This window comes from Streptomyces malaysiensis subsp. samsunensis (assembly GCF_024519315.1).
GTDB classification, from domain to species: Bacteria; Actinomycetota; Actinomycetes; order Streptomycetales; family Streptomycetaceae; genus Streptomyces; species Streptomyces malaysiensis.
In genome coordinates this window covers 25,204-39,621 of sequence record NZ_JANIIC010000026.1, presented here as the reverse complement: position 1 = coordinate 39,621, position 14,418 = coordinate 25,204, and the positions used below count along the sequence as shown (strand labels likewise).

Here is a 14,418-nt window from a genome sequence, read left to right as displayed (position 1 = left end):
GCGAGCGACCGGTCGCTCTGCGCATGCGGGGTGTGACGCGTAAGCGGCAGGGCATCCTGTCAACCCCCGCGGGGGGGATTTCCGCCCTGGCTCGGGCGTCGGGAAGAATGCCGGGACGATGACGTCACCAGCTTCCGGTCCGCGCGGCAGCGAGCACGCGCCCTTCATCCATCTGACCGTGCCGAACGCGGCTTTGTACCGTCAGGTGATGTGTGCGTTCCTCGCGGCGAAGGAGCGGTTCGCGGTGCATCTGCGGCCCGAGGACGTGCAGGCCGCGCTGGAGCCGGAGCACCGGCCGCCCGATCTGGACGCGGTGGTGAAGGCGCTGGACAGCCTCGTGGAGTGGGGCAATCTGCGGGCGGATCCGGACACCTCCCGGGTCACCGCGGTCGAGGACTTCTACCGCAAGCGGTTCATCTACCAGCTCACGCAGGCCGGGGAGGCCGCCGAGCAGGCGTTGTCGGTGTACGACGAGGTGCTGGGGCGGCGCGGTGCGTTGCAGGCGGTGGCGCTGCACGACATCGTCACGCAGCTGCGGGCCCTTCTGGTGATCGCGGCTGAGCGGGAGGAGGGCGGGCCGGACGCGGCGAAGGCGCATCTGGCGCTGTCGGCGCTGACGGGCCGGTTCGAGGCGCTGGCGGAGAACGCGCGGGCGTTCATGGGGTCGCTCCAGCGCACCATGGATCTGCACGGTGTGGAGGTCGAGGTGTTCCTCGCCTACAAGGACCGGCTGATCCAGTACCTGGAGCGGTTCATCCAGGACCTGATCACGCTGGGCGGGCGGATCGCGGTGCTCATCGGCGAGCTGGAGCAGGACGGGCGGGCCGGTGTGCTGCTGCGGCTGGCGGCGGCCCGTGAGGCGGCCGACGCCGCGCCCGAGGACGCCGAAAGCGCCGAGGAGCAGGCGTATGAGCGGTGGGCGGCGAAGTGGTCGGGGCTCACCGCCTGGTTCGTCTCCGCGGACGGCCGTGAGTCGCAGGCCCGGCTGCTGCGCGGGCGGGCCCTCGGGGCGATCCCGCAACTCCTCGCGGTTGTCAGGCAGTTGAACGAGCGGCGGGCCGGGCGTTCGGACCGGTCCGCGGACTTCCGTACCCTGGCCCGCTGGTTCGCCGAGGCCCCGGACGACGAGGCGCGGCACCGGCTGTGGCGCGCCGCCTTCGGTCTGTACTCCGCGCGTCATCTGACCGTGGACGCCGATACCCTGGCCGAGCGCACGGCCCGCCCGGTGCCCGCGTCCACGTCGTGGGCCGAGGCCGAGCCGCTGCGGATCAGCCCGCAACTGCGCCGTACCGGCAGCTACGAACGCCGCGGGCGGGCCCGCCGGGTGCAGGACCGCTCCGAGCAGCGACACCGGCTCGCCGAGATCGCCGCCAGGCAGGCGGAGGAGATCGCCGCCGCCCGCGCCCGGCTCGCGACGGACGACACCATACGGTTGTCCGCGCTGGGAGAACTCGACCCGGTGGCCTTCGGACTGTTCTTGCAGCTGCTCGGCGATGCCCTGGCCACGTGGCGACCCGGTATGACGAACACGGTGGCGACCAGCAACGACGGCTCGATGGAGATCCGGCTGACGGCCCTCGCCGACGGGACGACGGCCGAAATCCGTACGCCGGGCGGGACCTTCCGCGGGCCCGACCACCTGATCGAGATCACCGACCTCGCCAGGCCCGGCCGCGCGGGACAGCCACACACCGGCCGAGACGATTGAGGGGGAGCGATGACCACGCCCCTGGGCGAGGTGCTGGACGGCCGGCGAACGGCCGAGGTGCACAAGGCGGCCCGTACGCTGTTGAAGGAGCCGCTGTTGCTGGCGCAGGGCCCGCACGCGGACGAGTTCCGGCTGGTGCGGCAGCACGCCTCGGAGCTGCGCGACTGGTTCGACCGCAACACCGGCTGGTCGCTGCGGGTGGACGCAGAGGCCGCCCGGCTGGCCCGGACGCCCGGCACCCTGGCCGATCCCACCCACCCGGCGCGCGAGGCGTCCCGTGGCCGCGCCGCGTTCACGCGCCGCCGGTATGTGCTGCTGTGTCTGGCGCTGGCCGCGCTGGAGCGGGGTGAGGCGCAGATCGCCCTGGGCCGCCTGGCCGAGCAGGTGGTGCTGGACGCCGCCGATCCCCACCTGGCCGCCGCCGGGGTGGAGTTCACCATGGAGCGCCGCGACGAACGCCTGGATCTGGCGGCGGTGGTGCGGCTGCTGCTGCGCCATGGGGTGCTGCGGCGGGTGGCCGGCGAGGAGGAGGCATACGTCAGCGGTAGCGGCGACGTGCTCTACGACGTGCAGCGGCGCGTCCTGGCCGGGCTGCTGGCCGCCCGCCGGGGCCCGTCGACGATCACCACCGAGGACTTCGAGGACCGGCTGGCCGAGCTGACCGCCGAGAGCGCGCTGGACAGCGAAGAGCTCCGCTTCCGCGCGATCCGCCAGCGGCTGACCCGCAGGCTGCTGGACGACCCGGTGCTGTACTACGAGGAGCTGACCGACGAGGAACTCGGCTACCTGACCCGCCAGCGCGCCTTCCTCACCGCCCGCATCACGGAACTGACCGGCCTGGTTCCCGAGGTGCGGGCCGAGGGCATCGCCATGGTCGACCCGCACGACGATCTGACCGACGTACGGATGCCGGAGCAGGGCACGCACGGGCACGTCACCCTGCTGCTCGCCGAACACCTGACGGCCATGGACGGCGGGGTGAGCCGCGCCGACCTCGAACGCAAGGTTCAGGAGCTGGCCGCCGAACACGGTGCGTTCTGGTCGAAGAGCGCCAAGCAGCCCGGCGCGGAGGCGGAGCTGGTCGGCCAGGCGCTGGAGAGGCTCACCGCGCTCGGCCTGGTCGCCACCACCCCGAAGGGCATCGTCCCCCTGCCCGCGCTCGCGCGGTACGCGGTCGGCGAGACCGTCGTGACGGAACCGGGACAGGCTTCCTCCCGCACACCCCGTGCTCCTCGCACGCCCCGCACACCCAAGCGAAAGGCACCGCAGTCGTGACCGCCCTGCCCGACCCGACACCCGGCCGGTGGCAGCCGCTGCGCATCGGCCTGGTCGACCTCTTCCACTACGACACGGAGGAGTTCTGGTTCCGTGACGGCCGCCTGCTGCTGCGCGGCAACAACGGCACCGGCAAGTCCAAGGTGCTCGCCCTGACCCTGCCCTTCCTCCTGGACGGCGACCTGTCCGCCCGCCGGGTGGAACCCGACGCCGACCCGGGCAAGCGCATGGAGTGGAACCTGCTGCTCGGCGGCCGGCACCCGCACCCGGAGCGGCTCGGCTACACCTGGATCGAATTCGGCCGCCGCGACCAGGACTCGGGCCGGGCGCACTTCCGCACGCTGCTGTGCGGGCTGAAAGCGGTAACGGGCCGCGGCATCGCCCGCCACTGGTACGCGGTCACCGACCAGCGCGTCGGCGAGGAGCTGACCCTGCTCGACGCCACCGGCACCGCGCTGTCGCGGGATCGCCTGGCCGAGGCCGTCGCCGGCCGCGGCATGGTCCACGACCAGGCGAAGGCGTACCGCAGGGCGGTCGACGAGGCGCTGTTCGGGCTCGGCGAGCGGCGCTACGCCGCCCTGGTCGACCTGCTCATCCAGCTGCGCCAGCCCCAGTTGTCCAAGCGCCCGAATGAGACGGCGCTGTCCCGCGCGCTGACCGAGGCGCTGCCGCCCATGGACCAGGCGGTGATCGCCGATGTGGCCGAGGCGTTCCGCTCCCTGGACGAGGAAAAGGAGGAACTGCGAGCGGCCGGTGAGGCCGAACGGGCCGCCTCCGCCTTCCTCGACCACTACCGCCGCTACGCCCGCGTGGCCACCCGCCGACGGGCCCGGCTGCCGCGCAGCGAACACGCCCGCTACGAACAGCTGCACCGTGACCTGTCCCAGGCGCGGACCGAGCGGGAGGAGGCCGAGCGGCAACGGTCGGAGGCCGCGGAGCGGATCGCCCGGCTGGAGGAGACGGCCGTGCGGCTGACGGCCCAGGACGCCGCGCTGCGCGCGGGTCCGGAGATGCGCAGCGCCCGGGAGCTGGAGCAGGCGGCGGCCGATGCGCGGCGCACCGCCGCCGAGCGGGCCCGAGCGGAGGCGGACCGGGATCAGGCCGCCCAGGCGAACTCCCGCGCCCTCGGCCGCCTGACGAGCGCCGAAGGGCGGCTGTCAGCGGCCGAGCAGCGGGTCGAGAGCACGCTGCGCCAAGCGCGGGAGACGGCCCGAGCGGCCCGGCTCGACGACGTGCTGGGGCCCCACGACACGGTCCCGGAGGCGGAACTGCGCCACGCGGCCGAGGAGTCGGTGGCACGCCGGAGGCGCACCCTCGACCACGTGGAGGAGCTGGCCGCGGGGGCCGAGCGGGCCGCCGGCGAACGGCGGGCCGCCGCCCGCCGCCTGGACGAGGCCCAGACCGAGGCCGCCCACACCGCCGAACGCCAGGCTCAGGCGGAGGCGTCCGCCACACAGGCAGGCCAAGACCTGGTGGGTGCCGTACGCGAACACCTCGACCGGTGCACGGAACTGGACCTTCCCGACCGGACGGGGCTCCTGGACGCTCTGCACGACTGGGGCACGCATCTGCACGGCCCCAGCCCCGCCCGGGAGCAGACCGCGGCAGCCCACCGCGGGCAGGCCGCGGACCTGGCCGACCGGGCCGCCGCACTCGGCCAGCGGCTGGCCGAGCTGGCCGAGCGGCGCACCGCGGCGAGAAGGGAGCTGGCGGAGCTGGAGGCCGGTGGCCAGCACGGACCGGAGGCACCCCGCACCCGTACCCCGGGCCTGCGCGACCGGACTCCCGGAGCGCCTCTGTGGCGGCTGGTCGACTTTCACGACCACGTCACGCCGGACGAACGGGCGGGGCTGGAGGCCGCGTTGGAGGCGTCCGGGCTCCTGGACGCGTGGGTGTGCCCGGACGGCACCATGCTGGAGGCGGGCGGGCACGACGTGCTGCTGTCCCCGCTGCCTTCGCATGCGTCGCGGGCCGGCTCCGTGCTCGCCGACGCGCTGCGGCCCGCCGTCGACCACGGCGATCCCCGGGCCACGCAGGTCGGTGAACCGGCCGTGTCCGCTCTCCTGGCGGCCATCGGTCTCGGGGATACCGGTGCACCCGGCACGTGGGTGGCGGCGGACGGTCACTTCCGCATCGGCGCGCTGACCGGCAGCTGGTCGAAGGAAGCGGCCGTGTACGTGGGTGAAGGCGCTCGCGAGGAAGCACGCCGCGCCCGGATCGCCACCCTGCGCGGCGAACTGGACGCCCTGGCCGACAGCACGGCACGCCATGAAGCCGAACGCGCCACGGTGGCCGCGCGCCGCCGCACCCTGGACGCCGAACTGGCCGCCGTCCCCGACGACGCCCCCCTGCGCCACGCCCACGCGGTGGCCGCCGCGGCGGCGGACGCCGCCCACCGGGCCCGCACCCGCCAGGAAGAACGCGCGGCCGAACTCACCGAGGCGGCCCGCCGCGAGGCCGAAGCGGCCACCGCACTGACCGAGACGGCCGACGCCGTGAACCTGCCCGCCGACCGACCGGCCCTCACCGCCGTCCGCCAGGCCCTGGCCGACCACACGGCCGCCCTCGCCGCCCTGTGGCCGACCCTGCGCGACCGGGCCGAGGCGCGCCGCACTGTCGCCGACGAGCAGGCGGAAACCGGCCGGACCGGGGAACGGGTGGCCGAACTGGACCAGCGTATGGCCGAGGCGGCCCGGCTCGCCGCCGCCGCGGACGAACACCACACCACTCTCCGCTCGACCGTCGGCGCGGCCGTCGCCGAGCTGGAGCGCCGTCTGGCCGAAACCGCGGGTGCCCTCGCCACGTGCGAGCGGGACCAGAAGCAGGCCCGTCACGAGTACTCCGCCGCGGACCGCCGCGCCGGCCGCGCCGAGGGCCGTATCGAGCAGCTGGACAAGGACGTCCATGAAGCGGCGGCCACACGCGCCGAGGCCATCGCCGCGCTCCAGCGGTTCGCGGCCACCGGCCTGCTGACCGTCGCCCTGCCCGAGACTCCCGTACCGCCGCTGGACGGCGGCGCCTGGGCCGCCACCCCGGCGATCGCGCTCGCCCGTGCGATCGAGGCGGCGCTATCCGGTACGGACGACTCCGAGGGCGCCTGGGAACGCGTACAGAAGCGGCTCAGCGAGGAGTACAAGAAGCTCCAGGACGTCCTCTCCCGGGGCGGCCACAGCGCCACGGCGCGCATGACCGAGGACGGGATGATCGTCGACCTCGTCTACCAGGGCCACGGGCGGGCCGTGCCCGAACTGGCCGGGGCCCTGGCCACCGAGGTCCACGAGCTGACCCGCATCCTGTCGGCACACGAACGCGAAATCCTGGAAACCCACCTGCTGACCGAGGTCGCCGGCACCCTTCAGGAGCTGATCGACACCGCCGAGCGCCAGGTACACGCCATGAACACCGAACTCGAGCAGCGGCCCACCTCCACCGGCATGAAGCTGCGCCTGATCTGGCGGCCCTCCCGCAAGGCACCGGCCGGACTGGCACAGGCGCGAGCGCGGCTGCGCCAGTCCGCCGACGCCTGGGCGGCCGAGGACCGGGCGGCGGTCGGCGAGTTCCTGCAAGCCCAGATCGCCCGCGCGCAGGCCGAAAACGCCACCGGCAGCTGGCTGGAAGTGCTCACCACCGCGCTCGACTACCGCGCCTGGCACGAATTCGGCATCGAACGCCACCAGCACGGCGCCTGGGTGCCCGCCACCGGGCCCGCCTCCGGCGGCGAACGCGTCCTGGCCGTCTCCGTACCCCTGTTCGCCGCCGCCTCCGCCCACTACGCCACCGCCGCTCCACACGCCCCGCGCCTGGTCACCCTGGACGAAGCCTTCGCCGGCGTCGACGACGACTCCCGCGCCAAGTGCCTGGGCCTGCTCCACGCCTTCGACCTGGACGTGGTGATGACCAGCGAGCGTGAATGGGCCTGCTACCCGCAAGTGCCCGGCATCGCCATCGCGCAGCTCTCCCGGGTCGACGACATCGACGCGGTCCTGGTGACCCGCTGGCAGTGGGACGGCGCCGAGCGGGCACGGGCCCCCGAACCCGACCGCCGCATGGCGACGGTCCCCGCACCGGGCCGCTCCCCCGGGGATCCCGAACCCACCCCCACCGAGAACCCCGCACCCGGCCAGGACGCCCTGTGGGCCTGAGAAGTGACGCGGGGCCGCCCGTGACGAGGAAGGACCGCCCGTGGCGAGAAAGGGGGAAGACCCTCACATGAGCGCATCCGACACCCCCGCCGGGCGCGTCGACCACGGCCGCCTCACCCGCCTCCTCGGCGACCCGGGCTGTGCCTGGCTGCTGGACCGGATACGCCGCCGCATGGCACGCGCCGAGCCGCTCACCGGCCCGGTCACCCTGGCCGCGCCCACCGACGGCCAGCGGGCCGCCGCCGAGCGCCTGCTGGGCCGAGCCCCCGGCGGCGGGCGCTCGCTGAGCGTCCGGCTCGACGCCGTCGACGCCGTCCTGCGCCGCTCCGGCGTCAGCCCCGACGGCCTCGCCGCCGCCGTCATCGCCCTCACCGGACCCGTCACCCTCCTCAGCGACGTACGACGGCGGGAGGCGGACGCCTGGCACGACGCGTACACCCCGCTCACCGGTCTGTGCTCCGAGCGGCCCGAACTGACCGACTGGGGCGAGCACATACGCGTGAGCGGTCTCGTCCGCCGCCTCGCACGCGGCCCGGAGACCGCCCGGACCCTGCTCGCCTCCACCGCGACGGCGCTGCGGAGCCTGCCCACGGATCCGGCCGTCTCCCTCCCGGCCTTCGCCGCCCGCGCCCTCGGCGACGCCCACGCCCTCGACGACGGCACCCCGCTCGCCACCCTCGTCCACTCCGGCATCCGCGCCCTGACCGGCTTCCCCGACGGCACCGGAGCCGAGTGGCGCCGCGAAGCATGGGCCTGCGCGGGACTCCTCAAGGACGCCCTGTCCTCCACCGTCCTGACCCTGGGCCTACGCGGCACCCCCGCGCTCGACTGGGCCACCGACACCGGGGAACCCGCCGTGCTCACCCTGCGCCAGCTCACCCGCACCCCTCCCCGCACAACGCCCCCGGTGGTACGCATCTGCGAGAACCCGACCGTGCTCGCCACCGCGGCCGACACCTACGGCCCTGCCTGCCCGCCCCTGATCTGTCTCCAGGGCCAGCCCTCGGCCGCCGCCCTCACCCTCCTGCGCCACCTGCACTCCCACCGGGCACAGCTGCTCTACCACGGCGACTTCGACTGGGGCGGCATACGCATCGCCGCCGCCTTGCTCCGGCGCGTCCCCTGGCACCCCTGGCGCTACACCACCGCCGACTACCGCGCCGCCGCCGGCAGAAGCCCCATGGCACCATCCCTGACGGGCACACCCGCCACCGCTCCCTGGGACCCGGACCTGCGGACCGCCCTCAGCGAACTCGGCGTACGTGTCGAGGAGGAAACCGTCCTCGACGATCTCCTGACCGACCTCGCACCCTGACAACTCACGGGATCGCGTGGAGTATGCGTAGCAGCATAAGGAGCATGTCCGACCCACCCAGAAGTACTCGATCACGATGCCACGGGACATCGCCGAAGCCGCTCGCGCTCGCAGCGGGCCGTCCGGCCTGTCCGCATACGTCGCCGCGTCCGTGGCCCGCCAGATCGAGCGCGACAACCTCAACGATCTCATCACGGTCGCCGAGGCCGAACACGGACCGATCACCGACGAGGAGGTCCAAGCGCTCCGGGACCAACTCCAGCAGGCCCGCGCGCAGCAGACACCCGACGGAGCGAACACGGCATGACGCGATCACCCGCCGCCGTACCCGGCGGCACCCTGGTCCTCGACAGCGAGGGACTCGCCAAGGCCGCGCTGCGGGACCGCATGGTCACCGGCTGGCTCGCTCTGGCCCGCGCCCCGGATGGCTCGCTCTGGCCCGCGCCCCGGATGGCTCGCTCTGGCCCGCGCCGACGACCTCCGGTGATCACCAGCGCCGCCACTCTCGTGGAGGTGGTCCACCCCCGGATCAACCGTCCGGCACTGGAGTAGACCCCTCTCCCGTATCGTCGCCGAGCCGGTCACCGACGCCGTCGCCCGCCATGCCGCCGCCTTCTGGCCGACACCGGCCTGCACGCCCACAAGTACGCCACCGACGCCATGCTCAGCGCCACCGCCCTCGCCGCCCCTGGGCCCACAACAGTGCTCACCTCCGACCCCGAAGACCTCACGGCGCTGTGCGGCGGACGCGTCACCGTCATCAAGATCTGACGGCCCGCTCCCCGCACCTGCCGGACGTGCACCGCACGCATGGGGCCCGTGAGGCGCCCCCCGTAGGCCGAAGCGCCGATCGTCTACTTGCCCGCCCGATGCACCGGGACGACCGTCTGGATCACTAGCTCACCCGCACCGGCCCATGATTCCGCTCGTCCCCATGTACTGGGCCCTTCGCCGGGGGCACAGAAGCCGCAGTGACCTGCGGAAACGTGCCTCAAGAAGCCCTTTGGCAGACCTAGCCGAAGAGCTGGACAAACTGTCAAGCGGCTTTCTTCTTGCCTAGAGACTGCCGATAGATCGCAGATTGCCTAGCCCAGACTCCACCTGGAGCCAGGATGCCGAGCACTGCCACGACAACCCGCAAGAGCCCGCTTCGAGCCGTCGCCACTCCCCCTGTCGCTGCCCCCGCGCTGCTCACCCAGCTCGACGACCTCATCCTCGAAGAGATCGAAGAGGGCATCGAGTCGGTCGGCGAGGTCGGCGCCACCTGCCTCTACGCCGTCTACGACCCCATCTCCGGCCACTGCACCATGGCGAGCGCCGGCCACCTCGCCCCGGTCCTCGTCACACCCGACGGCAGAGCGTGCTTCCTCAGCGTGGTGCGCGGGCCACCGCTGGGCGTGGGCGGCCTGCCGTTCGAGGCCACCGACATCCGGCTCCCGGAAAACAGCCTGCTCGTCCTCTACACCGATGGACTGGTGCAAAACCGCTACCGCGACATCGACTCCGGACAGCGCACCCTGCTGGAGACCCTGACCCGAGCCGCTCCCTCGCCGGGGGCGACGTGCGACCGTATCGTCGAGGTGCTCCTGCCCACCCGGCCGGACGACGACGCGGCCTTGCTCGTCGCGCGCACCCACATCATGGCCGCCTCCCACGTGGCCTCCTGGAACCTGCCCGCCGATCCGGCCGTCGTCGCCACCGTACGCCGACGGGCCGCACGCCAGCTCTCGATCTGGGGCCTCCGGGACGCCACGGCCACCGCCGAACTGATCGTCAGCGAACTGGTCACCAACGCCATCCGCCACGCCCGCCCCCCGATCCGGCTGCGGCTCATCCACGACTCCGCCCTGATCTGCGACGTCTCCGACGCCAGCGATACCAGCCCGCACCTGCGCCGGGCCCGCGCCCTGGACGAGGGCGGTCGCGGCCTCTTCCTGGTGGGCCAGCTCGCCGAACGCTGGGGCACCCGGCACACGCCCACCGGCAAGACCGTCTGGGCCGAGCAGCCCCCGCCCCCGCACCCCCGGTTCCAACCGCGGCGCCCTCTCGCACCGCGAACCCTTCTCACCGGCAACCGCACTTGCGGCAGTCCAAGCCAACCGGCGCGCAGACCACAGCACGTCGGCCGCCAGGCGCGCGGATCCCGGGGTCCCTGCCTGAGGTGCCGCCAACGCCCGTTGTCAGGACCGCGGGCAACCCACCGGCAGGGCGGTCACGTGCACGCGAGTGAAAAAGCGATACGCAGAGAGCGCCGACATCCCGCCAGCTCAATTCGCATAGCGACCGCGCGATCACACTCCGATACTCCAAGCCACGCTTTCAACGTGACGCAAGTCATGCTTGCACCTGACTCGACATTGCTTCTGTTACCCAATTCAGGTAATCCAGATAAAGAGCGCATAAATCGAAGATGGAGAGGAGACGGCGACAATGTCGTATCCGCAGCACTCCAGTGACATGACCGGGCATCCCGAGATAGCGGAGATGCGGGAACGGCTCGAACGTACCGCCTCCACCGGCAGGGCGATCGCACTCGAAGGACTGATCCTGCTGGCGGGCGTCTACGGCGCGACCTCACCGTGGGTCGTCCACTTCTCGGGTCAGCCGAATATCGCCGTCAACAACCTGATCGTCGGCATCACTGTCGGCCTGATCGGTTTCGGTCTCACCCTTGTCCCGGAGCGGATGTTCCGCCTGGCGTGGACGCTTGCGCCGCTCGGCGTCTGACTTCCGATCTCCCCATGGGTGGTCACCGCCACGCACGGCGCACGGGCCGGCATCGTCTGGAACAACTGTTGGCTCGGTGCCGTCACCATGGTGCTGGGTCTGGCAGCAATGGGTCTCACCATCGGCGTCACCCGCCCGGCTCAGCGGTGAAGCGTCACCCGCCCGGTTCAGCGGCCGCGCGAACCGCGCGCTTCGATCACGGCCGCACGAGTACGCCACCCGGTTCAGCCGTTGGCACTCCAGGCCCAAGAGTGCTCATTCCTCACATAACACACTGGAAGCCCCACGACAAGGGGTATCTCCTGGGTCCCGTCGGGATCAGCGGATCCCGACGGGAGTGAGGACGGAGGAGAGGCAGTTGACGATGGCAGGGATGCTCACCCAGGACGATCAAGTGGTCATGCGCCTGGCGTGGTGGGAAAAGGCGGCCACCCGTCATCGTGACGTGCGGGTGCCGCTGGAGGCCGTGCGCCGGGTGACGGTCGAACCCGAATGGTGGCGGGCTCTGCGCGGTGTTCACGAGAGGGGCCTCTGCATCCCTGGCGCCCTGTCCCTCGGCATCCGCTGCCATCAGGCAGGGAAAGACTTCGCAGCCGTGCGGCGAGACAGGCAGGTGGTATGCGTCGAACTCCGGCCCTCCGCCCCGTTCCGCCTTCTCGCCGTCTCCGCACGGGACGGAAACGAAGCCGAGGAAACGGCCGAGCACATCGCACGGGCCGCGCCGAAGACCGACACGTCAGTGTCGTGGCGGCAGCCCGTGCCCGTGCCCGATGAATCGGAATATGCGGCGGCACTGGAATATGACCACAGACGGTCCCATGCGTGGCATCGGATGCGGAGCACGCTTGATCGTTTGAGAGTGCGAGCTTGGTCGGGCCTGCGTCAGGCTGCGCAACGCCCCCACCTGGCAAAAAACAGTCCCCGGTAGTACTGCGCGTGTCCTGAAGCTCCAGTCGTCACTGTCGCCTCGGTATCGCGCCGGCTTGCCGGGGGCCTGAACCACATCCTGTCCAAGCCACTCCGCCGACTAGACGTCCTCACCGGCTTTGTGACTCTTTCGGTGTTGTGGTCTATTAACCAGCCTCCATGAGAATCCCCTCAAGTCAAGGCATTTTGAGTAAATTTTTCGACGTCCGAACGCATGGAGGCGCGGGCCTCGCATGGCGAAGGTTCAGAGCCGAAGGCCATCCACAATCGGTGGAAAGCCGGTTGAACAGGTCGTCGAACTCGGCCAGCGGGTCCCTCAGCCACCTGGGGAACGGCGGCTCGGCGAGCCTGCCAGGCGTACGTCGTACAGGCAGAGTCATGGCAGTCCGCCTCCTGTCCATGTCTCCCGAGCGGCGCCGAACGAGTACCCGCGCGGATGCTGCTCACGCCGCTCCAGGGGTAAAGGCGGTGCAGGGGGTAAAGGCGGTGCAGGGGGTAAAGGCGGTGCGGCGGGCGGGCGGGGCACGTGTCGGCTTGCCGCCTCCCGGTGGAGCGCGGAGCCTGGGCATTGTGACGCTTGCGCACGGCACGCCGGCCCACCGGGTCATCGCCGGTCATCTCGTCGACGGCGTGATGGAGCCGGGCGGGAGATCGGTCTGCGGATCGACCAGACGCTCACCCAGGACGCCACCGCCACCCTGGTGATGCAGGAGCTGGAGGCCCTGGGCCTGGACCGGGTCCGCAGCGCGCCGCCGACCTGGCCACCGACGGCCATCCCGACACCGGCGACCGGCTACGGCTGGGGACCTCCACACCGCCCTGGCCCCGGAAACCGAGCCCCGCCTGCGGCTGCACAACACCACCAAGGACGAGACCCACCAGGTCCGGCGCCGACATCACGGCCACGCCAGAGGACCCGGGCGATCTCAGTCACGACGGCGGCTGCCCGGGCTACCGCCCGCAAGCACGCTTCGCAGCAGGCTCGGTACGCGACGGGTGCATCCGCGGTGCATCCGCTCACTCCTCGGGGGCTCCCTCGTCCACCCGGTACGTCCTGCTCCATGTGGCACCGCAGTGACAGTGCGACAGCTCGATCACATCGCCGCCGTCGCTCACCGCCAGGCCATCCCAAATGCGGACGTGCACGTGCTCACCCATCGCAACTCCTCTAATAGGCGGGATGCTATTAAACGAGATGTCGAAATAGGTAGAAGATGTCCACATAGCGAGATTTGCGGGCAGGGTAATCTCACCCTGCATATCGGTAACCCCGCCCATCAGAAGGGCGACCCCGTCCGGGTCGCCACCGGCCCGAACATCGCGCAGTGGCCGGCGGCCGGTTTCCTGCTCCATCGCCTCCTCCGAATGGGCGTCAGCGGGCCATACGGCCCGGCGGGCCTCGTCCACTTCGCTACGGGTCCGATCAGGTGAGCGATCGCCCTCCGGCTCCATCAGCGGCGGCCGATCCGGCCGCTCCACCAACGGTTTCACCACTCGCCGGGTCCGATCGGGGGCCTTACCTGAAGTGGCCCGTCCGATTGCGGTCGCGACCTCGTCAACTTAGCTTCAACGCGTCGGGTTTATTCCGATAAGGCCAGCATCATTCCTTATGTTGACCTTCCCATGGCATCGAAAGGAGCATTCATGTCGGTGATGACCGGTATCCAGCCCCAGCAGCAGTTCGGCCAGCAGATCGGCGCCCCGCAGGGCCAGCTCGCGCAGGTGGTCCAGCAGGCGATCCAGCAGGCATGCCAGCAGGCGAGCCAGCAGATCGCGCAGCGCATGCAGCAGACGCTGCAGCAGATCCAGCAGGTCCAGCAGCAGCTGCAGCAGCAGGGCCTGGCCCATCAGGCGCACCCCTACCTCGCGGTCGCGCTGCACCACACGCTGCAGCAGGGCGTCCGCGGCGCGGTGGAGCAGTCCGTGCAGCAGGCGCTGCCGACGGCGATCGTGACGCTGCTCCAGCAAAGCCAGCAGGGGATGCAAAGCCAGCAGGGCCAGCAGGGGATGCAGGGCCAGGGAATGCAGGGCCAGCAGCCGTGGGGCGGCGGGTACGGCCCGCAGTCGTTCGGCCAGCAGTCCCAGCAGCCCGGCTTCGGCTTCGGCCCGATGGGTCAGCCCTTCGGCATCGGCTGACGTACGGCAGCGCGCGATGCGGTGTGCCCGGAACTGGTTCCCGGGCACACGGCATCACTGTGGAAGCGCGAGCCGCCCCACACCGGATCAGAAGCGCAGGACGACATAGGCATGCGGACGTGGTGAAGGTGGACGTAATGGTCAAGGACAGACCCGGGAGCAAACCCCGAAACAACGGCGAGACCGGA

General features: G+C 71.7%; 9 protein-coding genes and 2 pseudogenes. 10 read left to right on the top strand and 1 reads right to left on the bottom strand.

The window, feature by feature from the left end; genetic code table 11:
* Window positions 1-118 precede the first annotated feature (118 nt).
* The 9 genes and pseudogenes from NQU54_RS22100 to NQU54_RS22060 all read left to right on the top strand — a co-directional run bounded on the left by NQU54_RS22100 (window position 119) and on the right by NQU54_RS22060 (window position 12,095).
* Entirely contained in the window at window positions 119-1,708 is a 1,590-nt protein-coding gene (locus tag NQU54_RS22100) for a TIGR02677 family protein (RefSeq protein ID WP_257632572.1), read from the top strand.
* Window positions 1,709-1,717: 9 nt separating this feature from the next.
* Window positions 1,718-2,983: a TIGR02678 family protein gene (locus NQU54_RS22095; protein ID WP_257632571.1), complete on the top strand. Its 1,266-nt coding sequence runs from the start codon at window positions 1,718-1,720 to the stop codon at window positions 2,981-2,983.
* Window positions 2,980-7,125 carry a TIGR02680 family protein gene (locus NQU54_RS22090; RefSeq protein ID WP_257632570.1) on the top strand — a complete coding sequence of 1,382 codons (4,146 nt, stop codon included), beginning with the start codon at window positions 2,980-2,982 and terminating at the stop codon, window positions 7,123-7,125. The genes NQU54_RS22095 and NQU54_RS22090 overlap by 4 nt, the downstream gene beginning before the upstream one ends.
* 67 nt (window positions 7,126-7,192) lie before the next feature.
* Window positions 7,193-8,440: a TIGR02679 family protein gene (locus NQU54_RS22085; RefSeq protein ID WP_257632569.1), complete on the top strand. Its 1,248-nt coding sequence runs from the start codon at window positions 7,193-7,195 to the stop codon at window positions 8,438-8,440.
* Between the two features lie 76 nt (window positions 8,441-8,516).
* Window positions 8,517-8,747 carry a CopG family transcriptional regulator gene (locus NQU54_RS22080; protein ID WP_257632568.1) on the top strand — a complete coding sequence of 77 codons (231 nt, stop codon included), beginning with the start codon at window positions 8,517-8,519 and terminating at the stop codon, window positions 8,745-8,747.
* Window positions 8,744-9,211, top strand: a pseudogene (locus NQU54_RS22075) (DNA-binding protein). The gene NQU54_RS22080 and the pseudogene NQU54_RS22075 overlap by 4 nt, the downstream one beginning before the upstream one ends.
* 341 nt (window positions 9,212-9,552) lie before the next feature.
* The gene (locus tag NQU54_RS22070; protein ID WP_257632567.1) at window positions 9,553-10,896 is read left to right on the top strand and encodes an ATP-binding SpoIIE family protein phosphatase; all 1,344 of its coding nucleotides are present in this window, start codon (window positions 9,553-9,555) and stop codon (window positions 10,894-10,896) included.
* Window positions 10,871-11,317 (top strand): annotated as a pseudogene (locus NQU54_RS22065) (SPW repeat protein). Before NQU54_RS22070 ends, NQU54_RS22065 begins: the two are co-directional and overlap by 26 nt.
* Window positions 11,318-11,540: 223 nt before the next feature.
* Entirely contained in the window at window positions 11,541-12,095 is a 555-nt protein-coding gene (locus NQU54_RS22060; RefSeq protein ID WP_257632566.1) for a hypothetical protein, read from the top strand.
* 1,016 nt (window positions 12,096-13,111) lie between these two features.
* Here NQU54_RS22060 and NQU54_RS22055 read toward each other — a convergent pair.
* On the bottom strand, window positions 13,112-13,447 hold the full coding sequence (locus NQU54_RS22055) for a hypothetical protein (protein ID WP_257632565.1): 336 nt from the start codon (window positions 13,445-13,447) through the stop codon (window positions 13,112-13,114).
* A gap of 291 nt (window positions 13,448-13,738) precedes the next feature.
* Here NQU54_RS22055 and NQU54_RS22050 point away from each other — a divergent pair, with 291 nt between their 5' ends.
* Window positions 13,739-14,230 (top strand): hypothetical protein, encoded by a 492-nt coding sequence (locus NQU54_RS22050; protein ID WP_257632564.1) that lies wholly within the window; start codon window positions 13,739-13,741, stop codon window positions 14,228-14,230.
* Window positions 14,231-14,418: the final 188 nt, after the last annotated feature.

Excerpts from the sequence above, each read along its gene's own strand:
- NQU54_RS22050 (WP_257632564.1), top strand. The coding sequence starts at position 13,739 with ATGTCGGTGATGACCGGTATCCAGCCCCAGCAGCAGTTCGGCCAGCAG.
- NQU54_RS22070 (WP_257632567.1), top strand. The coding sequence starts at position 9,553 with ATGCCGAGCACTGCCACGACAACCCGCAAGAGCCCGCTTCGAGCCGTC.
- NQU54_RS22095 (WP_257632571.1), top strand. The coding sequence starts at position 1,718 with ATGACCACGCCCCTGGGCGAGGTGCTGGACGGCCGGCGAACGGCCGAG.
- NQU54_RS22080 (WP_257632568.1), top strand. The coding sequence starts at position 8,517 with ATGCCACGGGACATCGCCGAAGCCGCTCGCGCTCGCAGCGGGCCGTCC.
- NQU54_RS22100 (WP_257632572.1), top strand. The coding sequence starts at position 119 with ATGACGTCACCAGCTTCCGGTCCGCGCGGCAGCGAGCACGCGCCCTTC.
- NQU54_RS22085 (WP_257632569.1), top strand. The coding sequence starts at position 7,193 with ATGAGCGCATCCGACACCCCCGCCGGGCGCGTCGACCACGGCCGCCTC.
- NQU54_RS22060 (WP_257632566.1), top strand. The coding sequence starts at position 11,541 with ATGCTCACCCAGGACGATCAAGTGGTCATGCGCCTGGCGTGGTGGGAA.
- NQU54_RS22055 (WP_257632565.1), bottom strand. The coding sequence starts at position 13,447 with ATGGAGCAGGAAACCGGCCGCCGGCCACTGCGCGATGTTCGGGCCGGT.